Origin of the sequence: Microbacterium sp., from assembly GCF_039812165.1 — a bacterium.
GTDB lineage: Bacteria > Actinomycetota > Actinomycetes > Actinomycetales > Microbacteriaceae > Microbacterium.
In genome coordinates this window covers 1-21,212 of sequence record NZ_JBDIAB010000006.1, presented here as the reverse complement: position 1 = coordinate 21,212, position 21,212 = coordinate 1, and the positions used below count along the sequence as shown (strand labels likewise).

Annotated in this window: 18 protein-coding genes and 1 pseudogene; 13 read left to right on the top strand and 6 right to left on the bottom strand. The window is 72.1% G+C overall.

All coding sequences use genetic code 11. From position 1 onward, the window contains the following. Position 1 precedes the first annotated feature (1 nt). From uvrC to WML84_RS01360, 9 genes are all read left to right on the top strand, one after another. Positions 2–2,023 carry an excinuclease ABC subunit UvrC gene (uvrC, locus tag WML84_RS01400; RefSeq protein WP_347344371.1) on the top strand — a complete coding sequence of 674 codons (2,022 nt, stop codon included), beginning with the start codon at positions 2–4 and terminating at the stop codon, positions 2,021–2,023. Between the two features lie 34 nt (positions 2,024–2,057). After that, a complete protein-coding gene (rapZ, locus tag WML84_RS01395) occupies positions 2,058–2,927 on the top strand; it encodes an RNase adapter RapZ (protein ID WP_347344389.1) in 870 nt (289 codons plus the stop codon). A 72-nt stretch (positions 2,928–2,999) separates the two neighbouring features. After that, on the top strand, positions 3,000–3,977 hold the full coding sequence (gene whiA / locus WML84_RS01390; RefSeq protein ID WP_347344370.1) for a DNA-binding protein WhiA: 978 nt from the start codon (positions 3,000–3,002) through the stop codon (positions 3,975–3,977). A gap of 166 nt (positions 3,978–4,143) precedes the next feature. After that, complete coding sequence (locus tag WML84_RS01385; protein ID WP_347344369.1) at positions 4,144–4,761, top strand: superoxide dismutase; 618 nt, start codon at positions 4,144–4,146, stop codon at positions 4,759–4,761. A 134-nt stretch (positions 4,762–4,895) separates the two neighbouring features. Continuing rightward, the gene (gene gap, locus WML84_RS01380; protein WP_347344368.1) at positions 4,896–5,906 is read left to right on the top strand and encodes a type I glyceraldehyde-3-phosphate dehydrogenase; all 1,011 of its coding nucleotides are present in this window, start codon (positions 4,896–4,898) and stop codon (positions 5,904–5,906) included. An 11-nt stretch (positions 5,907–5,917) separates the two neighbouring features. Next, positions 5,918–7,135 carry a phosphoglycerate kinase gene (locus tag WML84_RS01375; RefSeq protein ID WP_347344367.1) on the top strand — a complete coding sequence of 406 codons (1,218 nt, stop codon included), beginning with the start codon at positions 5,918–5,920 and terminating at the stop codon, positions 7,133–7,135. Further along, on the top strand, positions 7,123–7,917 hold the full coding sequence (tpiA, locus tag WML84_RS01370) for a triose-phosphate isomerase (protein ID WP_347344366.1): 795 nt from the start codon (positions 7,123–7,125) through the stop codon (positions 7,915–7,917). Before WML84_RS01375 ends, tpiA begins: the two co-directional genes overlap by 13 nt. Positions 7,918–8,014: 97 nt before the next feature. After that, positions 8,015–8,263, top strand: a complete 249-nt coding sequence (secG, locus tag WML84_RS01365; RefSeq protein WP_347344365.1) for a preprotein translocase subunit SecG — start codon at positions 8,015–8,017, stop codon at positions 8,261–8,263. Then, on the top strand, positions 8,263–8,616 hold the full coding sequence (locus tag WML84_RS01360) for an RNA polymerase-binding protein RbpA (protein WP_347344364.1): 354 nt from the start codon (positions 8,263–8,265) through the stop codon (positions 8,614–8,616). The genes secG and WML84_RS01360 overlap by 1 nt, the downstream gene beginning before the upstream one ends. Positions 8,617–8,621: 5 nt before the next feature. On the opposite strand, the gene pgl is transcribed toward WML84_RS01360, so the two are convergent. Genes pgl through tkt form a run of 6 tightly spaced genes read right to left on the bottom strand, consistent with a single transcriptional unit; the run spans position 8,622 to position 16,720 of the window. Continuing rightward, the gene (gene pgl / locus WML84_RS01355) at positions 8,622–9,401 is read right to left on the bottom strand and encodes a 6-phosphogluconolactonase (RefSeq protein ID WP_347344363.1); all 780 of its coding nucleotides are present in this window, start codon (positions 9,399–9,401) and stop codon (positions 8,622–8,624) included. Position 9,402: 1 nt separating this feature from the next. Beyond that, positions 9,403–10,341: a glucose-6-phosphate dehydrogenase assembly protein OpcA gene (locus WML84_RS01350; RefSeq protein ID WP_347344362.1), complete on the bottom strand. Its 939-nt coding sequence runs from the start codon at positions 10,339–10,341 to the stop codon at positions 9,403–9,405. Then, entirely contained in the window at positions 10,338–11,885 is a 1,548-nt protein-coding gene (gene zwf / locus WML84_RS01345; protein ID WP_347344361.1) for a glucose-6-phosphate dehydrogenase, read from the bottom strand. Before zwf ends, WML84_RS01350 begins: the two co-directional genes overlap by 4 nt. Next, on the bottom strand, positions 11,875–13,515 hold the full coding sequence (locus WML84_RS01340) for a glucose-6-phosphate isomerase (RefSeq protein ID WP_347344360.1): 1,641 nt from the start codon (positions 13,513–13,515) through the stop codon (positions 11,875–11,877). Before WML84_RS01340 ends, zwf begins: the two co-directional genes overlap by 11 nt. Continuing rightward, the gene (gene tal / locus WML84_RS01335; protein ID WP_347344359.1) at positions 13,512–14,630 is read right to left on the bottom strand and encodes a transaldolase; all 1,119 of its coding nucleotides are present in this window, start codon (positions 14,628–14,630) and stop codon (positions 13,512–13,514) included. The genes WML84_RS01340 and tal overlap by 4 nt, the downstream gene beginning before the upstream one ends. Then, positions 14,627–16,720 carry a transketolase gene (gene tkt / locus WML84_RS01330; RefSeq protein ID WP_347344358.1) on the bottom strand — a complete coding sequence of 698 codons (2,094 nt, stop codon included), beginning with the start codon at positions 16,718–16,720 and terminating at the stop codon, positions 14,627–14,629. The genes tal and tkt overlap by 4 nt, the downstream gene beginning before the upstream one ends. A 316-nt stretch (positions 16,721–17,036) precedes the next feature. Here tkt and WML84_RS01325 point away from each other — a divergent pair, with 316 nt between their 5' ends. From WML84_RS01325 to WML84_RS01310, 4 genes and pseudogenes are all read left to right on the top strand, one after another. Beyond that, on the top strand, positions 17,037–17,996 hold the full coding sequence (locus WML84_RS01325; protein ID WP_347344357.1) for a heme o synthase: 960 nt from the start codon (positions 17,037–17,039) through the stop codon (positions 17,994–17,996). 72 nt (positions 17,997–18,068) lie between these two features. Next, positions 18,069–18,440 carry a hypothetical protein gene (locus tag WML84_RS01320; RefSeq protein WP_347344356.1) on the top strand — a complete coding sequence of 124 codons (372 nt, stop codon included), beginning with the start codon at positions 18,069–18,071 and terminating at the stop codon, positions 18,438–18,440. Positions 18,441–18,506: 66 nt separating this feature from the next. Next, on the top strand, positions 18,507–20,120 hold the full coding sequence (locus tag WML84_RS01315; RefSeq protein ID WP_347344355.1) for a S8/S53 family peptidase: 1,614 nt from the start codon (positions 18,507–18,509) through the stop codon (positions 20,118–20,120). Positions 20,121–20,146: 26 nt separating this feature from the next. After that, a pseudogene (locus WML84_RS01310) lies at positions 20,147–21,212 on the top strand (hypothetical protein); the annotation flags it as partial.

Genomic DNA, 21,212 nt, shown 5'->3' with positions numbered 1-21,212 from the left:
CGTGGCGTCCGCGCTGCCCTACCGGCCGCGACCGGGGGAGATCCCGACCGACCCCGGCGTGTACCGGTTCCGCGGCCCCGACGGCCGCGTGCTCTACGTCGGCAAGGCGAAGAACCTGCGCGCGCGGCTGTCGAACTACTTCGCGCCCCTGCACACGCTGCACGAGCGCACGCGCCGCATGGTGACGACGGCGACCTCGGTCGAGTGGACGGTCGTCGCCACCGACGTCGACGCGCTGCAGCTCGAGTACATGTGGATCCAGGAGTTCTCCCCTCCCTTCAACGTCCGCTACAAGGACGACAAGTCGTACCCGTTCCTCGCCGTCACCCTCGCCGACGAGGCGCCGCGCGTCATCGTCACGCGCAACCGCCGCATCCCCGGCGCGAAGTACTTCGGGCCGTACCCGAAGGTGTGGGCCGTGCACGACACGATCGACCTGATGATCAAGGTCTTCCCGATCCGCACGTGCAACGACTCGTCGTACAAGAAGGCGATGGCCACCGGCCGGCCCTGCTTCCCCGGGCAGATCGGCCGCTGCGGCGGCCCGTGCTCCATGCGGGTCACGATCGAGGAGCACCGCGCGATCGTCGACGACTTCGTGGCGTTCATGTCCGGCGGCGACCAGCGCTTCACGAGAGACCTCACGGCGCGCATGCGCGAGGCCTCCGCCGCGATGGACTACGAGTCCGCCGCCGTGTACCGCGACCGGCTGCAGGCGATCGACGCCGTGCTGAACCGCAGCGCGCTGGTGCTGGCCGCCGACACCGACGCCGACCTGTTCGGCATCGCGCAGGACGAGCTCGCCGCCGCCGTGCAGCACTTCGTGATCCGCGGCGGCCGCGTGCGCGGCGTGCGCGCGGCGACGATCGAGAAGGAGCTCGACATCCCGCCCGCCGAGCTCGTGGAGCAGGTGCTGCAGCGCGCCTACGGCGCGGCCGCGGCCGAGGACATCCCGCGCGACGTGCTCGTGCCGGTGCTGCCCGACGACGCGTCGGGCCTGGAGCAGTGGCTGCAGGAGCGTCGCGGCCGCCGCGTGTCGGTGCAGGTCGCCCAGCGCGGGCGCAAGGCCGACCTCATGAAGACGGCGACGCTCAACGCGCAGCAGGCGCTCATGCTGCACAAGACGCGGCGCTCCAGCGACTACACCGCCCGCACGAAGGCCCTCACCGACCTGCAGGAGGCGCTCGGGCTCGACGAGGCGCCGCTGCGCATCGAATGCTTCGACGTCTCGCACCTGGGCGGCACCAACGTCGTCGCGTCGATGGTGGTGTTCGAGGACGGCCTGGCGCGAAAGGACCAGTACCGCTCGTTCGGCGTGCCCGAGACGACCGACGACACCGATTCGCTCTACCAGGTGCTGCGGCGGCGCCTGGCTTACCTCGACGCACCCGACGCGGCCGTCTCCGGCACGACCGCTGCCGACGCCGAGTCGACGGCGGTCGAGCCGATCGCCGAGACGGGCGAGGCGATCGGGACGGATGCCGTCGTCGACACGACGGCCGGCACGGATGCCGCGACCGCCGGCGACCCGACGACCCGACGCCGCCCGCGCTTCGCGTACCGGCCGCAGCTGCTGGTCGTCGACGGCGGCAGGCCGCAGGTCGAGGCCGCCGCGCGCGCCCTCCGCGACGCCGGCCACTCCGAGATCGCGCTGTGCGGCATCGCGAAGCGGCTCGAGGAGGTGTGGCTGCCGGGGGAGGACTACCCGGTCATCCTGCCGCGCACCTCGGAGGCGCTCTACCTGCTGCAGCGGCTCCGCGACGAGGCGCACCGCTTCGCGATCACGCACCAGCGCAAGCGTCGTCGCCGCGACATCTCGTCGGTGCTGGCCGAGGTGCCCGGGCTCGGCGAGCGGCGCATCAAGGCGCTGCTGCGCCACTTCGGCTCGGTGGCCGCCCTCAAGCAGGCCACGCCCGAACAGCTCCTCGAGCTCCCCGGCGTCGGTCCCGCCCTGGCCGACGCCATCCACCGCCATCTGGCCGGTCGGGAGACGGCATCCGGTGCCGGCGCGGCCCGGCACTAAGCTGGAAGGCGACACGGCGGAGGGGAACACAGTGGTGGACGCGCAGCCTGCCGGCGAGGCGCTCATCGTCACCGGCATGTCCGGTGCGGGACGATCGACGGCGGCCGACGCCCTGGAGGATCTCGACTGGTACGTCGTCGACAACCTGCCGCCGCAGATGCTGACGCCGCTCATGGAGCTCACCGGCCTCGCCGGCGAGGCGCTGCCGAAGATCGCCGCCGTCGTCGACGTGCGCGGCCGCGACCTGTTCGAGCAGCTGCCCGAGGTGACCCGGAAGCTCCGCGACGGCCGGCAGCTGCGCGTGCTGTTCCTCGACGCCTCCGACGAGGTGCTCGTGCGCCGGTTCGAGTCGGTGCGCCGCCCGCACCCGCTGCAGGGCGACGGCACGATCCTCGACGGCATCCGTCGAGAGCGGGCGCGTCTGGCCGCGATCCGTGAGAGCGCCGACCTGATCGTCGACACGTCGCACTTCAACATCCACCAGCTCGCGACGCACATCGTCGACCTGTTCGGCGACGCCACCGCTCGGCACACCGTGACGGTCATGAGCTTCGGCTTCAAGTACGGCCTCCCGCCCGACGCCGACCTCGTCGCCGACATGCGGTTCCTGCCCAACCCCTTCTGGGTGGAGGAGCTCAAGGCGCTCACCGGTTCCGACGAGCCCGTGCGCGAGTACGTGCTCGACCAGCCCGGCGCCGTCGAGTTCATCGACGCGTACTCCGCGGCCCTGCGTCCCGTGCTGGAGGGCTATCAGCGCGAGAACAAGCGCCACTCGGTCGTCGCGGTCGGGTGCACGGGCGGCAAGCACCGCTCGGTCGTGACGGCGATCGAGCTCGCCGCGCGCCTCGCGGAGGTGCCCGGCGTCGCGGTGCGTGTGAAGCACCGCGATCTCGGCCGCGAGTAACCACGAGGTCGTCTCACCCCTCCGGTATTAGGCTGGAGGATCTCCCGCACCGAACCAGAGCAAAGGATCCCTGTGCCGCTGACCGCCGACGTGAAGGCCGAGCTGGCCGCCGTTCGCGACCCCCGTCCCTCGGCGCGCGTCGCCGAGCTCACGGCCGTGCTGCGCTTCTCCGGCGGCCTGCACTCGATCGCAGGCCGCGTCGCCGTGGAGGCGGAGCTCGAGACCGAGATGCTCGCGCGTCGCGTCGCGCGCGACCTGATGGAGATCTACGGGGTGCGCCCCGAGCTCGCCTACGTGCAGGCGTCCGGCGGCCGCGCCGGCGGACACTACGCCGTGCGCGTCATCGACGGCGGCGAGACCCTCGCCCGCCAGACCGGGCTGCTCGACCAGCGGCGCCGCCCCGTGCGCGGGCTTCCCAACCGCCTCACGACGGGCTCGCGCGTCGACCTCGCCGCGGTGTGGCGGGGCGCGTTCCTCGCCGCCGGGTCGCTCACCGACCCAGGGCGCTCCGCGGCGCTGGAGATCGCCTGCCCCACGCCCGAGGCCGCGATGGCGCTCGTCGGCGCCGCGCACCGGCTCGGCATCGCCGCGAAGGCGCGCGAGGTGCGCGGGGTGCCGCGCGTCGTCGTGCGCGACGGCGAGGCCATCCGCGCGACGCTCGCCGAGATGGGCGCCGCCCGCACGGCCGCGTCGTGGGAGGAGCTGCGGCAGCGCCGCGAGGTGCGCGCCGGGGTCAACCGCCTGGTCAACTTCGACGACGCCAACCTCCGCCGCTCGGCGCAGGCCGCCGTCGCCGCGTGCGCGCGCGTCGAGCGGGCCCTCGAGATCCTCGGCGACGAGGTGCCCGAGCACCTGCGCGAGGCGGGTGCGCTGCGGCTCGCGCACCGCGACGCGAGCCTCGACGAGCTCGGCCATCACGCGGATCCGCCGTTGACGAAGGATGCCGTGGCCGGCCGCATCCGGCGCCTGCTCGCCATGGCCGACAAGAAGGCCGCGCACGACGGCATCCCCGACACGGAGTCCGCCGTCCCCGCCGGCATGGAGGACTGACCCTCACCGCTGCGGAGCAGCGGCATCGCCACGTCGTCGACGGCGCGCACCGTGGGGATACGCTGTCACGCCATATGACGCAAGCCCCTCCTCGCCTCCCGCCGCCGGTCATAGGATGAGACCGTCCCGCCGCGGAGTCCGCGGCACCGACAGGAGGAAGACAAAGATGGCGACCTACACGCTCCCGGAGCTCCCGTACGACTACGCGGCACTCGAGCCGAACATCAGCGCGACGATCATGCGGCTGCACCACGACAAGCACCACCAGGCCTACGTGACCGGTGCCAACACCGCACTCGAGCAGCTCGCCGAGGCGCGCGACAAGAACGACTTCGCGAACGTCAACAAGCTCGAGAAGGACCTCGCCTTCAACCTCGGCGGCCACACCAACCACTCGATCTTCTGGACCAACCTGTCGCCGGACGGCGGCGACAAGCCGGTCGGCGAGCTCGCCGCCGCGGTCGACGACCACTTCGGCTCGTTCGACAAGTTCCGCGCCCACTTCACGGCCGCCGCGCTCGGCGTGCAGGGCTCCGGCTGGGCGGGCCTGTTCTGGGACTCCATCGGTCAGAACCTCATCATCCAGCAGTTCTTCGACCAGCAGTCGCAGTTCGCCGCGGGCACCGTCCCGCTGCTCCTGCTCGACGTCTGGGAGCACGCGTACTACCTCGACTACCAGAACGTGCGCGCCGACTACGTCAAGGCGTTCTGGAACATCGCGAACTGGGCCGACGTCCAGACCCGGTTCGACACTGCTCGTGAGAAGACCGTCGGTCTGCTGTAGGGTCGAGAAACAAGCGGACGAGGATGCCGCGGTCGCGCCCTTGAGAGTGCGGCCGGGGCATTCTCCGCTGTTCAGTGGATCGCGTTGGTGCGCCGAATCCGGTGGCATGTACGCGGCAGGAAACAGGAGACATTGTGTCTGTCAAGATCGGCATCAACGGCTTCGGCCGCATCGGACGTAACTACCTTCGCGCGGCCCTGGAGCAGGGCGCAGACCTCGACATCGTCGCGGTGAACGACCTCACCGACAACAAGACGTTGGCCCACCTGCTCAAGTACGACTCGGTCGGCCGGGTCCTGGCCGAGGACGTCTCGTACGATGCGGACTCGATCACGGTCGGCGGCAAGCGCATCCGCGTGTTCGAGGAGCGCGACCCCGCGAACCTCCCCTGGGGCGAGCTGGGCGTCGACATCGTCATCGAGTCGACCGGCCGCTTCACGAAGGCGGCGGACGCCCGCAAGCACATCGAGGGCGGCGCGAAGAAGGTCCTGATCTCGGCACCCGCCAGCGGCGACGACGCCACCATCGTGATGGGCGTCAACGAGGAGATCTACAACCCCGAGACCGACGTCATCATCTCCAACGCGTCCTGCACCACGAACTGCCTCGCCCCGCTGGCCAAGGTGTTCAACGACGCGTTCGGCATCGAGCGCGGCTTCATGATGACCACGCACGCGTACACCGCCGACCAGAACCTCCAGGACGGCCCGCACAGCGACCTGCGTCGCGCGCGCGGCGCCGCCCTCAACATCGTGCCCGCCTCGACCGGCGCCGCCAAGGCCATCGGCCTCGTGCTGCCCGAGCTCAACGGCAAGCTGAGCGGCTCGTCGTACCGCGTGCCGGTCCCCACCGGGTCGATCGTCGACCTCACGATCGTCACGCCCACCGACGGCCTGACCGTCGAGCAGATCAACGAGGCGTACAAGGCCGCGGCCGCCGAGGGCCGCCTCAACGGCATCCTGCAGTACACCGAGGACCCGATCGTCTCCAGCGACATCGTGCAGAACCCCTACTCGTCGATCTTCGACGCCGGCCTGACCAACGTCAGCGGCAACCTCGTCAAGGTCTCGTCGTGGTACGACAACGAGTGGGGCTACTCGAACCGCCTCGTCGACCTGACCGAGTACGTCGCCGAGAAGCTCTGATCAGACCGACCATGGCTCTGCGCACCCTCGATTCGCTGGGTCCGCTCGCAGGCACGCGCGTCATCGTCCGTTGTGACTTCAACGTCCCCCTCAAGGACGGCGTCATCACGGACGATGGCCGCGTGCGCGCGGCGCTTCCCACCCTGACCCGTCTGCTCGAGCAGGGCGCACGCGTGGTCGCGTGCTCGCACCTCGGTCGACCCGACGGCGCGCCCAACCCGAAGTACAGCCTGGCCCCGGTCGCCGAGCGGCTCTCCGAGCTGCTCGGCAAGCCGGTCGCGTTCGCGACCGACACCGTGGGCCCCTCGGCCCAGGAGACCGTGGCCGCCCTCGGCGACGGCGAGATCGCCGTCGTCGAGAACCTGCGGTTCAACCCGGGCGAGACCGCGAAGGACGAGGGCGAGCGCCAGGCGTTCGCCCGCGAGCTCGCGGGCCTGGGCGACGTGCTGGTGTCGGACGGCTTCGGCGTCGTGCACCGCAAGCAGGCGTCGGTCTACGACCTCGCCGAGCTCGTCCCGTCGGCGGCGGGCCTGCTGATCGAGAAGGAGGTCGACGTCCTCGACCGCCTCACCGAGAACCCCGAGCGGCCGTACGCGGTCGTGCTGGGCGGCTCGAAGGTCAGCGACAAGCTGGGCGTCATCGAGCACCTGCTGCCGCGCGTCGACAAGCTGCTCGTCGGCGGCGGCATGATGTTCACGTTCCTCGCGGCCGACGGCCACAAGATCGGCAAGAGCCTTCTCGAGGCCGATCAGATCGAGACCGTGAAGGGCTACGTCCGCGAGGCCGCCGAGCGCGGCGTGCAGCTCGTGCTGCCCGTCGACGCCGTCATGGCGGCATCGTTCAGCGAGGACGCCGAGCACGTGGTCGCCGGTGCCGCACAGCTGGAGGACACCGAGTTCGGCGCCGACGGCATCGGTCTCGACATCGGCCCGCGCACGGCCGAGACGTTCGCCGACGTGATCCGCTCGTCGCGCACGGTGTTCTGGAACGGCCCGATGGGCGTGTTCGAGCTGGCACCGTTCGCCGCCGGCACCAAGGCGGTCGCGCAGGCGCTCACCGACGTCGATGGCCTCTCGGTGGTCGGCGGCGGCGACTCGGCCGCGGCCGTGCGCCAGCTCGGCTTCGCCGACGACGAGTTCGGTCACATCTCGACCGGCGGCGGCGCCAGCCTGGAATTCCTGGAAGGCAAGAAGCTCCCCGGACTGGAGGTCCTCGGATGGTCGCAGTAGCGGCACGCACCCCGCTCATCGCGGGCAACTGGAAGATGAACCTCGACCACCTGCAGGCGGTCGCGCTGGTGCAGAAGCTGGACTGGACGCTCAAGGACGCCGGGCACGAGAGCGGCTCGGTGGAGGTGGCGGTCTTCCCGCCGTTCACCGACCTGCGCAGCGTGCAGACGCTCCTCGACGCCGACAAGATCGCCTTCGCGCTCGGCGCGCAGGACCTGTCGACGCACGACTCGGGCGCCTACACGGGCGAGGTCTCCGGCGCGTTCCTGAAGAAGCTGGGCGCCACGTACGTGATCATCGGCCACTCCGAGCGGCGCGAGTACCACGACGAGACCGACGACGTGATCGCGGCGAAGGTGCAGGCGGCGCTCAAGCACGGCCTCGTGCCGGTCATCTGCGTGGGCGAGACGCTGGAACAGCTGGAGGAGTTCGGCGCGTCGGCCGTCCCCGTGGGGCAGCTGAAGGCCGCTCTGCAGGACGTGCCCGCCGACGCCGACATCGTGGTGGCCTACGAGCCGGTCTGGGCGATCGGCACCGGCAAGGTGGCGACCCCGGAGCAGGCGCAGGACGTGTGCGCGGCTCTGCGCGCCGTGATCGCCGACGAGCTCGGCGCCGAGGCGGCCGAGCGCACGCGCATCCTCTACGGCGGCTCGGTGAAGTCCGGCAACATCGCGACCTACATGCGCGAGCCCGACGTCGACGGCGCCCTCGTGGGCGGCGCGAGCCTGCTCGCCGACGAGTTCGCGGCCATCATCCGATACCAGAAGCACGTCGGGGTCTGACCCTCCGGCGGGGCGACGATCCCGAGGGTCGTCGTCCCGCCGGGTATACTCGACGTTTGTGCGGTCCGCTGGATCGCAGCGAAAGGCTTCAACGACTGTGCAGATCCTCGAGTTCGTGCTGCAGGTGCTGCTGGGCATCACCAGCCTCCTGCTGACCCTCCTCATCCTGCTCCACAAGGGGCGCGGCGGCGGCCTGTCCGACATGTTCGGCGGCGGCATGACCTCGGCGCTCGGGTCGTCCGGCCTCGCCGAACGCAACCTGAACCGGTTCACGATCGTCCTCGCCCTGGCCTGGTTCGTCTCGATCGTCGCGCTCGGCCTCATCACGAAGTTCCAGGGGCTCTGATGGCGACCGGCGGCAACGCGATCCGCGGCACGCGCGTCGGCGCGGGCCCCATGGGCGAGCAGGACCACGGGCACCACGCCGAGCGCATCGCCGTCTCGTACTGGGACGCGCTCGGCAACGAGACGGTGCGGTACTTCTCGGCGGTCGTCTCGCCCGACGAGATCCCCGAGGTCATCGACTCGCCGCACTCCGGGCTCCCGGCCGGCCGCGACCGCGAGAACCCGCCGGCCGTCGCGAAGACCGAGCCCTACAAGACGCACCTCGCGTACGTCAAGGAGCGGCGCACCGAGGAAGAGGCGGAGACCCTCCTCGACGACGCCCTCCAGCAGCTGCGCGAGCGCCGCGGCCTGTGAGCTGATCAGTCCTCGGGCTCGATGAGCTCGGCGGGCACGTCCGCCGCCGCCGCGCGGTCGACGAACAGCAGCGTGCGCTCGCGCCCCTTGGCACCGGCGGCGGGAACGCCCTCGTAGCTGGCGCCGGCGAGCACGAGGCCGAGCGCGGACGCCTTGTCGGCCCCCGTCACGACGAGCCACACCTCGCGCGACGAGTTCAGCACGGGGCGCGTGAGCGTGATGCGGTCCGCGGGCGGCATCGGCGCGTCGCGCACCGCGACGACCGACCGGCCGGTCACCTGGATCTCGGGGCGGTCGGGGAACAGCGCCGCGATGTGCGCGTCCGTCGCGACGTCGAGAAGGCACACGTCGAACGACGGCCACGGCCGGTCGCCCTCGCCGAACCGTGCCAGCTCGGCGGCGTACGCCTCGACGCTCTCGTCGAGGTCGGTGCCGTCGTCGGGCGAGGGCACCGTGTGGAGGTTCCCGGCGGGCACGTCGAGCCGGTCGAGCAGCACGGCCCGCGCCGTCTTCTCGTTCCGGGCGTCGTCGTCGCGGGGCACGAACCGGTCGGCGCCCCACCAGAAGTGCACGCGCGACCAGTCGACGGTCGTCCGCGCGGGCTGCATGCCGACCGCGCGGAGGATCGCGGTGGGGATCGTCCCGCCGGTGAGCACGACGTGCACGACCTGACCGTCGGAGAGTCCCTCGGCGAGCCGTCTCAGGAAGCGCGCGGCCACCGATGCCGCGAGCGAGACCGGATCCGGGACGATGACGACCCGCTTCTGCGAGGGAGACTCCGACATGTCACTCCTGTACGAGCGGGGGGCCGAGCAGCTCCCAGCCTTCTGTGATCACCCGACCGTAGAGGACGTCGGGATCGAGTCGCCGCAGCTCCTCGGCGAGGCACTCGCGCAACGTGCGCCGGGGCAGGACGAGCTCGTGCGACGGCTGGCCCGGCTGCTGCAGGAGCGCGTCGACCTCGTTCGTGCGCTCCAGCACGATGTCGCCGGAGGCGCGCGTGAGACGCACGCTCTGGATGCCGTGGTCCCACTTCTCCTGCGGTGCGAACCGCCAGACGACCGGCACGTCGAGCTTCAGGCGCAGCCACGCGGCGAGGAGGCCCGTCGAGGGCGAGCTGCCGCTGCCGACGACCTCCACGGCCGTGACCGGCTCGTACGGCGGCTGGTCGAGCTCGGCGGCGAGCTGCTCGCGCCAGTGCGTGAGCCGCGTCCAGGCGAGGTCGGTGTCGCCGGGGGAGTGCACCGCCCCGAGCTCGGAGAGGCGCTCCTCCGGCGAGCGGGCGGTCGAGGCATCCGTGATGCGTCGCTGCGCGATGCGTCCGATCGGGGACTCCACCGGGACCGCCGGCGGGTGGTCCGGCCACCAGGCGACGACCGGTGCGTCGGGGAGCAGGAGGCCGGTGACGAGGCTCTCCTCGTTGCTGGCGGCGGCGCCGGTGGCGCGCAGCACCACGACCTCGCTGGCGCCGGCGTCGCCGCCGACGCGGATCTGCGCGTCGAGCTTGGAGTCGCCCTCCTCGTGGGCGATCACGACGATCACGCGCATCGGATGCTCGCGCGAGGCGTCGTTGGCCGCCTCGATGGCGTCCTCCTCGAGTCCGTGCGACGTCGGGATGACGAGCGTCAGCACGCGGCCGAGCGCGACGGCGCCGCCGTCCTCGCGCACCTTCACGAGCGAGCGGGCGATCTTCGACACGGTGGTGTCGGGAAGGTCGACGATCACGGGCGCCTCCAGACACGTCCGTCGCGGGCGAGGAGCTCGTCGGCGGACGACGGGCCCCAGGAGCCGGGGGAGTACTGCTCGAGGGGGCCGCCGAGCCCGGCCCAGTACTCCTCGACCGGGTCGAGGATGCGCCAGGACAGCTCCACCTCCTCGTGCCGGGGGAACAGGGGCGGATCGCCCAGCAGGACGTCGAGGATGAGGCGCTCGTAGGCCTCGGGGCTCGACTCGGTGAACGCGTGGCCGTAGCCGAAGTCCATCGTGACGTCGCGCACCTCGGTGGCCGCGCCCGGCACCTTCGACCCGAACCGGATCGTGACGCCCTCGTCGGGCTGGATGCGGATCACGAGCGCGTTCTGACCGTGCTCGGCCTCCTGGCTGCGCAGGAAGAGGTGCTGCGGCGCGTGCGTGAAGACCACCGCGATCTCGGTCACGCGGCGGCCCAGGCGCTTGCCCGTGCGCAGGTAGAACGGCACCCCGGCCCAGCGGCGCGTCGCGATCTCGAGCTTGATCGCCGCGTAGGTCTCGGTGGTGGAGTCGGGGTTCATGCCGTCCTCGTCGAGGAAGCCGGCCACCTCCTCGCCGCCCTGCCAGCCGCCGGCGTACTGTCCGCGCGCGGTCGCGGTGGACAGGTCGGCGGGCAGTCGCACGGCCGCGAGGACCTTCTCCTTCTCGGCGCGGAGGTCCTTGGCGTCGAGCGAGATGGGCTCCTCCATGGCCGTCAGCGCGAGCAGCTGCAGCAGGTGGTTCTGGATGACGTCGCGCGCCGCGCCGATGCCGTCGTAGTAGCCGGCGCGGCCGCCGACGCCGATGTCCTCGGCCATCGTGATCTGCACGTGGTCGACGTAGTTCGCGTTCCACAGCGGCTCGAACAGGGCGTTCGCGAAGCGCAGCGCCAGGATGTTCTGCACCGTCTCCTTGCCGAGGTAGTGGTCGATGCGGAAGATCGAGTCGGCGGGGAACGCCACCTCGAGCGCGGCGTTGAGCTCGCGCGCCGTCTGCAGGTCGCTGCCGAACGGCTTCTCGATGACCACGCGCCGCCAGCTGCCGTTCTCGGTCTCGGCGTCGACGAGGCCGGAGTCCTTCAGCTGACGGGCGACGATGGGGAAGTCGCGCGGCGGGATCGACAGGTAGAACGCGTGGTTGCCCATGGTGCCGCGCTGCGTGTCGAGGTCGTGGACGGTCTGGCGCAGGCGCCGGAACGCCTCGGGGTCGTGGAACTCGCCGGAGACGAACCGGATGCCCTGGAGCAGCTGGTTCCAGGTCTCCTCGCGGAACGGCGTGCGCGCGTGCTCCTTGACGGCGTCGTGGACGACCTGCGCGAAGTCGGCGTTGTCCCATTCGCGGCGGGCGAAGCCGACCAGGGCGAAGCCGGGCGGCAGGAGGCCGCGGTTGGCGAGGTCGTACACGGCCGGCAGCAGCTTCTTGCGCGAGAGGTCGCCGGTCACTCCGAAGATCACGAGGGCGCTGGGGCCCGCGATCCGCTGGAGGCGCCGGTCCTCCGGGTCGCGCAGGGGGTTGCGGCCGCGGGAGATGTCAACGGTCATCGGTGGGTCTTTGCTCCTCTTGGACGGCCTCGTACAGGGCCAGGACATCGCTCTGCGGGTCGGTCAGGGTGAGGGTCACGACGGGGCGGCCGTGTACGACGAGCACCGTGGCGTCGCCCTCGGCCTGCGCGTCGATCAGCTGTCCGAAGGTGAACGGCCGGCCGGGGATCTCCAGATCCACGTCGGTGCTCTGGCGCAGCTGCAGGAAGACCCCGTTCGCCGGCCCGCCCTTGTGGTACTGCCCGGTGGAGTGCAGGAATCGCGGCCCCCAGCCGAAGGTCGTGGGGCGCCCGGACTCGGCCGCGACGAGCTCGCGCAGGCCGGAGAGCGTCGACAGCTCGGTGCGGTCGACGTAGGCCTGGATGCTCACGTACCCGTTCGCGGGCGCGCTGCGCCACAGGGCGCGGAGCGTGCCGGCGAGCGTGCCGCTCGCGGTGAGCGCGGGGTCGGAGCCGCGCACCTCGATGCCGCCCTCGACGAACGCGGGCGCGGCGGCCTCGGGAAGGGTCTCGAGGAGGCCGCGTGCGGCGGCCTTGGCGGCCTCGACGTCGGGCTGGTCGAACGGGTTGATGCCGAGCATCCGCCCCGCGATCGCCGTCGCGTACTCCCACACGACGAACTGCGCGCCGAGCGAGCCGCTGATGAGCACCTCGTCGGGGTACTGCTCGATCACCTGGAAGTGGACCGCGTCATCGACGATGCGGACGATCTGCAGGTCGGACGGGGTGTCGTCGACCTCGGGCGAGACGGGCAGCAGGACGACGGGCAGGATGCCGATGCCGTCCTTGCCGGTCGACTCGGCGACCAACTGCTCGATCCAGTCCGGGAGGCCGACGATGTGCGTGCCGTCGGACACGAGGCCGACCTTGTCGCGCGTCCCGCCCGCGATCGCCGCGGCGAGCACGAGCGCCGGGTTGAGCGGGCTGTCGATCGCGACCTCGAGCAGGGTCGCCTCGGCCTCGTCGAGGAGCTCCCCGATGTCGGCGCCGGCGAGGCCCGCGGGCACCAGGCCGAAGGCGGTGAGCGCCGAGTAGCGCCCGCCGACGGTGGGATCGGCGTTGAACACGCGATAGCCGGCCTCGCGCGCCGCGACGTCCAGCGGCGAGCCGGGATCGGTGACCACGACGATGCGCCCCGCCGGGTCGATCCCGAGATCGCTCCACGCCGCCTCGAACGCACGGCGGGCGGAGTCGGTCTCGACGGTCGAGCCGGACTTCGACGACACCACGAGCACCGTCTCGGCGAGGCCGCCGGTCTCGGCGTCGCCGTCGATCGCGGCGAGCACCTCGCCCGGCGCGGTCGAGTCCACGATCGTGAGCGGCACCCCGGAGGTCTGCGCGATCACCTCGGGGGCGAGCGACGAGCCGCCCATGCCGGCCAGCACGATGCGCGTGATCCCGTGCGTGACGAGCTCCGCGCGCAGCGCCGCGATCTCGGCCACGAGCGGCCGCGACACGGTCACGGCCTGCACCCAGCCCAGTCGGCGGGATGCCTCGTCCTCCGCCGCCGCACCCCACAGGTCGGCGTCGCCGGCGGTGATCCCGCTCGCGACGAGGCTGTCGACCAGCGCCGGCAACGCGGCGCGGACGACCTCCTCGACGTGCCCCGAGACGTGGATCTCGAAGCTCAACGCGTGACCTCGGCGGCGTCCTTCAGCGCGGTCGCGACGGTGTCCTGCAGGTCGTGCCAGGAGGCGATGAACTTCTCGACGCCCTCGTCCTCGAGCACCTGCGTGACGTCGGCGAAGTCGACGCCGACGGCCGCGAGGCGGTCGAACACGTCGTGGGCGCCCGCGTAGGTGCCGGCGATGGTGTCGCCGGTGACGACGCCGTGGTCGAAGGTCGCCTCGAGGGTCTTCTCCGGCATCGTGTTCACGGTGCCGGGGGCGACGAGCTCGGTCACGTACAGGGTGTCGGGCAGCGCCGGGTCCTTGACGCCCGTCGAGGCCCACAGCGGGCGCTGCACGTGCGCACCGGCATCCGTCAGCGCCTTCGCGCGGTCGGAGGCGAACTCGCGCTCGAACAGCTCGTACGCCAGGCGCGCGTTGGCGACGCCGGCGAGGCTCTTCAGCTCGGTCGCCTCGTCGGTGCCGATCGCGTTCAGGCGCTTGTCGACCTCGGTGTCGACGCGCGACACGAAGAACGAGGCCACCGAGCGCAGCTTCGAGATGTCGTGCCCGTTCGCCTGGGCCTGCTCGACGCCCGCGAGGTAGGCGTCGATGACCTCGGCGTAGCGCTCCAGGCTGAAGATGAGCGTCACGTTGACCGAGATGCCCGCCGCGAGGGCTGCGGTGATGGCCGGGAGGCCCGCCTTGGTCGCGGGGATCTTGATCAGGGCGTTGGGGCGGTCGACGACGGCCCACAGCTCCTCGGCCTGCGCCACGGTCGCCTCGGTGTCGTGCGCGAGGTCGGGCGAGACCTCGATCGACACGCGGCCGTCCTGGCCGTCGGTCGCGTCGAAGACCGGACGGAAGATGTCGCACGCGTCGCGCACGTCCGTCGTCGTCAGGGCGAAGATCGCCTCGTCGGCCGAGGCGCCGGCCGCGGCCTGCGCGGCGACCGCGTCCTCGTAGCCGATGCCGGCCGAGATCGCACCCTGGAAGATCGTCGGGTTCGTCGTCACACCCACGACGTCGCGCGTGTCGATGAGGTCCTGCAGGTTGCCGGACGAGATGCGCTGACGGGACAGGTCGTCGAGCCAGATGCTGACGCCGGCGGCGGACAGGTCTGCGGTGGGGGTGCTCATGCGTTGTTCTCCTTGACGCTCGCGCGGGCCGCCTCGACGACCGCGTCGGCGGTGATGCCGAACTTCTGGAACAGGGTCTTGTAGTCGGCGGACGCGCCGAAGTGGTCGATGCCGACGGTGCGGCCCTTGTCGCCGACGATGCCGCGCCACAGGCCCGTGGCGCCGGCCTCGACCGACACGCGCGCGGTGACGGACGCCGGCAGCACGCTCTCGCGGTACTCGGCGTCCTGCTCGGCGAACCACTCGAGCGAGGGAGCCGAGACGACGCGGGCGTTGACGCCCTCGGCGGCCAGGGTCTCGCGGGCCGAGACCGCCAGCTGCACCTCGGAGCCGGTCGCGATGAGGATCACGTCGGGCGTGCCCCCGGGGGCCTCGGCGAGGACGTAGGCGCCCTTGGCGACGCCGTCGGTCGATGCGAAGACGTCACCGGATGCCGCGCCCTCGCCCCGCTCGAACACCGGGATGTTCTGGCGGGTCAGGGCGATGCCGACCGGGCCGCCGTGGCGCCGGACGATCTCGAGCCACGCGGCCGACGTCTCGTTGGCGTCCGCGGGGCGGACGACGGCGAGGTTCGGGATGAGCCGCAGCGACGCGAGCTGCTCGATGGGCTGGTGGGTCGGGCCGTCCTCGCCGAGGGCGACCGAGTCGTGCGTCCACACGAAGATCGACGGGATGTCCATGAGCGCGGCCAGACGCACCGCGGGGCGCATGTAGTCGCTGAAGATCAGGAACGTGCCGCCGAAGGCGCGGGTGGGGCCGTGCAGGACGATGCCGTTGACGATCGCGCCCATCGCGTGCTCGCGGATGCCGAAGTGCAGCACGCGCCCGTACGGGGAGCCCGACCACTCGTGGGTGGACCACTGGGCGGGGATGAAGGACTTCGCGTCCTTGATCGTGGTGAGGTTCGACTCGGCGAGGTCGGCCGAGCCGCCCCACAGCTCGGGGAGCTGCGTCGCGAGCGCGTTGATGACGGTGCCCGACGCGGCGCGCGTGGAGACGTCCTTGCCGGCGGGGAACGACGGCACCGAGATGTCGTCGGGCAGCTCGTGCGCCTCGACGCGGTCGAGGAGCGCCTTGCGCTCGGGGTTGGCCGCGGCCCACGCGTCGAAGGACTCCTGCCACGCGGCACGCGCCTCGGCGGCGCGGTCCTTCAGAGCGCGCGTGTGCGCGATGACGTCGTCGGCGACCACGAAGGTCTGACCGGGGTCGAACCCGAGCACCTCCTTGGTCGCGGCCAGCTCGTCGGCGCCGAGAGCGGAGCCGTGGATCTTGCCGCTGTTCTGCTTGCCGGGCGAGGGCCAGCCGATGATGGTCTTCAGGACGATGAGCGACGGCTTGTCGGTCTCGCCCTTGGCGGCCTCGATCGCGTCGTTCAGGGCGGCGACGTCCTCGACGTACTGGCCGGTCTTCTTCCAGTCGACCGTCTGCACGTGCCAGCCGTACGCCTCGTAGCGCTTGGCGACGTCCTCGGTGAACGAGACGTTGGTGTCGTCCTCGATCGAGATCTGGTTCGAGTCGTAGATGGCGATGAGGTTGCCGAGCTGCTGGTGGCCGGCGAGGCTCGACGCCTCGCTGGTGACGCCCTCCTGCAGGTCGCCGTCGCCGGCGACGACGTAGACGAAGTGGTCGAACGGGCTCGTCCCGGCGGCGGCGTCCGGGTCGAAGAGGCCCCGCTCGTAGCGGGCGGCGTAGGCGAAGCCGACCGCGGAGGAGAGGCCCTGGCCGAGCGGGCCGGTGGTGATCTCCACGCCGCGCGTGTGCCCGTACTCCGGATGGCCCGGCGTGAGCGAGCCCCACGTGCGCAGCGACTTCAGGTCGTCGAGCTCGAGGCCGAAGCCGCCGAGGTACAGCTGCACGTACTGCGTGAGGGAGGAGTGCCCGGCCGACAGGATGAAGCGGTCACGGCCGAGCCAGTCGGTGTCGGTGGGATCGTGCCGCATGACCCGCTGATAGAGGAGGTAGGCCGCGGGGGCCAGGCTCATCGCGGTGCCGGGGTGGCCGTTGCCGACCTTCTCCACGGCGTCCGCCGCGAGCACCCGGGCGGTGTCCACCGCGCGACGGTCGATTTCTTCCCACAACAGCTCTGACACCTGGTCGCCTTTCCTCAGGGAGAACGCCCGCGGGCGGGCCGGGTCGCGAGCACTCGGGGGGATGAGGGTGCGGAACGGCGCGCGGACGCGCATGTGTGTTTCAGCATAGCGAAGGGGTCGCTCGCGAGCGCGTTCCCCTCGCGGTCTGTCACACGCCGATCGGCCGCGGGGCGCGGGTCGCGGACCGTCCGGCCGGCGCAGCGACGCGATGCGGAGCGGGAAGCCCGGATGCGGTGCGGCGAGGGAGCGCCCGGCCGAGGACGTGGGGCGATCTAGGGCTAGACTGTGAGCGACCTGAGAGACAGCGGCGGGGGCGATGGACTTCACGACGACGCGCGGATCCGGGGCCCTGCGCTCCGACGACCGCGACCCGGTCGTCCCGGCGACGGCGGATCGATCGTTCGGCCGCACCGTGCGCGCCTACGTCGTCCTGACCAAGCCGCGCGTGCTGGAGCTGCTCCTGGTCACGACCGTGCCGGTCATGATCCTCGCCCAGGGCGGCTTCCCGAACCTGTGGCTGGTGCTGGCGACCGTCATCGGCGGCTCGATGAGCGCGGGCTCGGCCGCCGCGTTCAACATGTACCTCGACCGCGACATCGACGCGCACATGGCGCGCACCGAGAACCGGCCCATCGTCACCGGCGAGGTCTCGCCGCACGGCGCGCTGGTCTTCGCGTGGGTGCTGGCCGCGGCATCCACCGTCTGGCTCTGGCTGACCACGAACTGGCTCGCCGCGGCGCTGTCGGTGAGCGCGATCTTCTTCTACGTCGTGATCTACACGATGATCCTCAAGCGCCGCACCGAGCAGAACATCGTGTGGGGCGGGATCGCCGGCTGCTTCCCCGTGCTCATCGGCTGGTCGGCGGTGACCGGCTCGCTCGCGTGGTCGCCGTTCATCCTCTTCGTGCTCGTGTTCCTGTGGACGCCGCCGCACTACTGGCCGCTGTCGATGAAGTACCGCGACCAGTACGACGAGGTGGACGTGCCGATGCTCGGCGCGACCCGCAGCGGCCAGCAGGTGGGCCTGCAGGTGATCCTGTACGCGTGGGCCACGGTCGCGTGCTCGCTGCTGCTGATCCCGGTCGCCGGCATGGGCCTGGTCTACACCGTGTCGTCGCTCGTGTTCGGCGGGTGGTTCATCTACGAGTCGCACCGCCTGTACAGTCGTGCCGTGCGCGGCGAGCAGGCACGGCCGATGCGCGTGTTCCATGCCTCGATCACGTACCTGACGCTGCTGTTCGTGGCGATCGCGGTCGACCCGCTGCTGCCCTTCTGATCCGCCGCGGCGGCCGTTCCGCACGGATCCGCCGGACGGACCCGCCGGGGCGCGTATCAGATGCGCGGTCGCGTGCTCCTCACCGGTGTGGACACGATGCGCACGCCGACGTACGCGCTGCTCGCGGTCGTCGAGGAGTCCTGGTCGTGCCCGGTGCGCGGCGACGCCGACACGGCCACGCTGCAGTTCAGCGACGGCACGACGAACGTGCTCGTGTACGTCACCGAGACCGAGCGCGGGGCGCGCCGCGTCGACGGGTGGGTGGATGCCGCGGCCCTCGAGGTGCGCCTCGTGCAGGGCGAGCGGGAATGGCGCGCGGCGCTCGGCCCGCACGGACGGTTCGCGTTCGCGCGCGTCCCGCACGGCGTCTCGCGCATCAGCCTGCTCGTGCGCGGTGCCGACGGGGAGGTGCGCGAGGTCCGCACGCCGCGGTTCGAGGCATGACACGACCGATGACGGATGCCGTCGACTCGGGCATCCTCGTAGCAGGACATCGAGAGAGGAACTGACATGGCGCGACTCACCGACGACAGCGGGCGCGAGGGCTCGACCCCCGGCGCCCCCCGATGGACCTGGCGCGATCGCGAGGCCCTCGCGCGCCGACGCGGCGTCGTGCTCGACCCCGCGCTGCAGCCCGCGGGCGAGCGCGAGGTCCACTCGACCGTGTACGAGCCCGACGTGCTGCTCGTGCGGCCCGGCGCGGAGGACGACGGGACCGTCACGGTGCAGGCGCTCGACGCGCTCGCCGCGGCGGCCGGCTGGACGGTGACGGAGGAGCCGCTGGCGGAGCCGCCGCGACGACCGGGCACCGACCGCCGGCGCCCGGGCGAGAGCCTTCCCGGCGTCGCCCGCACGATCCGCGCGCGGATCCGGCTCGCCCCGGACGCGGAGGCGGGCAGTCCCGTCCGACGGCCGGACGCGTGGCAGCTGCTGCGCGCGGCGCGCCGCAAGGGCATGAAGGGCGTCGCCCTCAACCACGTGCTGTCGATCGGCCCGTTCACCGGCAACCCCTTCACCGGCAACCCGTTCACGGGCAACCCCTTCACGGGCAATCCGTTCACCGGCAACCCGTTCACGGGCAACACCGGCGGCATGAGCGGCTATGCGTTCCCCGGCTTCGGCGGCCGCCAGCCGGTCGCCTACACCGGTCCGGGTCCGGTCCGCTCCGGCGCGAAGGCGCCACGGCCCGTGGTCGCCGTGCTCGACACCGGATGCGGCATCCATCCGTGGTTCGGCGGCGACGTGCTCGTGTCGGCGGGAGAGCTCGGCGGGACGATCGGGATCGACGACCCGGCATCCGACCCGGAGACCCATCCCGCACTGGGCGATCCCCTCAACGGCGTGCTCGATCCGGCGGCCGGTCACGGCACGTTCATCGCCGGCATCGTGCTGCAGGCCTGCCCGGACGCCCGCATCCTCCCCGTGCGCGTCTCGGACGGCCAGGGCGTGATCCTCGAGAACGAGCTCCTGGCCGCGCTCGGACAGGTCGTGGCGCTCCTGGAGGGCGGCACGCGGATCGACGTGATGAACCTGTCGTTCGGCTACTACCACGAGTCGGAGGGGTCGTCCACGATCGACGGCGAGCTCTACGAGCTGCTCTCCCGCGCCCGGGCGAAGGGATGCGTGGTCGTGTGCTCGGCGGGCAACGACGCCACCGACCGACCGTCGTCGCCGGCGGCGCTGTACGCGTGGAAGGGCGACGAGTGCGCCGTCGCGCCGGAGGACGAGAAGGGCCTCGCGCCGCAGGTGGTGGTGGGAGCGCTCAATCCGTCCGGCGGCTCGGTCGCGCTGTTCTCGAACGTGGGGCCCTGGGTGCCCACGTTCGCGCGCGGCGTGTCGGTGCTCTCGACCATGCCGCGGTTCGAGGGCGGCGTGCAGGGCGACCTCCGCGACGACGGCTACGAGCGCCGGCGCGAGACGCTCGACATCGACGACTTCCAGGACGGCTTCGCGGTCTGGAGCGGCACGTCGTTCGCCGCGCCGCTGGTCGCCGGCAGGATCGCGGCGCAGATCGTGGCCGACGCGAAGACCGCCACGGCGACCGGGAAGGCGAGCGGGATCGCCGCCATCGTGCGCGACGCCGTGGCCGGCATCGACGGAGAGGACGGCTCCCGTATCGCATGAGCCGCTGAACGCGGCATGCTGAGGGTGTGACGCTGTCGGCCGCCGAGCTGTACCGACGCGGGCGCGCCCATCTCAACGCGGGCCGCAACGCGGCGGCGCGGCGCACGCTCGGTCTGGCGGCGGAGCGGACCCGCGATCCGGACCTGCGCGCGCGGATCGCCGGGTCGCTCGCCGCGGTCACGATCCGGCAGGGCGACCCGCGGCAGGCCGAGCGGCTCTGCCGCGAGGCGCTCGCGCTGCCCGGCCTGTCGGTGCGGACGACCGCGATGCTGCACGGCCAGCTGGGACTGCTCGCCCTGGAGCGCGGCGAGCTGGACCGCGCCGTCGAGCTGCTCGGCCGGGGGATCGCCGGGATCGGCGACGAGGCCGAGCACCGTGCGCCGATGCTCCTCAACCGCAGCGTCGCGCACCTGCAGGCCGGGCGCCTCGCCGCCGGTCGCGCGGACCTCGAGCTCGCCGCGCGCGACTACGCGGCGACCGGCAACGAGGTCGAGAAGGCCATGGCCGTGCACAACACCGGCTACGCGGCCCTGCTCGAGGGCGATCTGGTGCGGGCGCTCGACACGATGGCCGAGGCGCACGCGGTGCTCGCCGCGGCCTCCGCGGTCAACGCCGCGATCTGCGACCTCGACCGGGCGCAGGTGCTCCGCGACGCAGGCCTGGTCACCGAGGCCGAGCGCAGCCTCGAGCGCGTCGCGCACGTGTTCGGCGCGCATCGGATGCGGCAGGCCCGCGGCGAGACGGAGTACCACCTCGCGCGTTCGCTGCTCTCGCACGAGCCCGCGCGCGCCGCGACCGTCGCGGCGGCCGCCTGCCGCAGGTTCCGGGCCGTGGGGAGCGACGGATGGGCGCTGCGGGCGGATGCCGTGCGGCTCCGCGCGCTGCTGCGCGCGGCCGCCGCCGACGCCGTCGAGGCGCCGCGGCCGCGGATGCCGTCGGGCGACCAGGTCGAGGCGGTCGCGTCGGCCCTCGACGGGCACCGCCTCCGCAGCGACGCGACCGCACTCCGGCTCACGTGGGAGCTGTGGCGCGCCGCATCGGTCGAGCGCGGGCGGATGCCGGAGCCGTCCGTCCGGTCGTCCGCGATCCGCA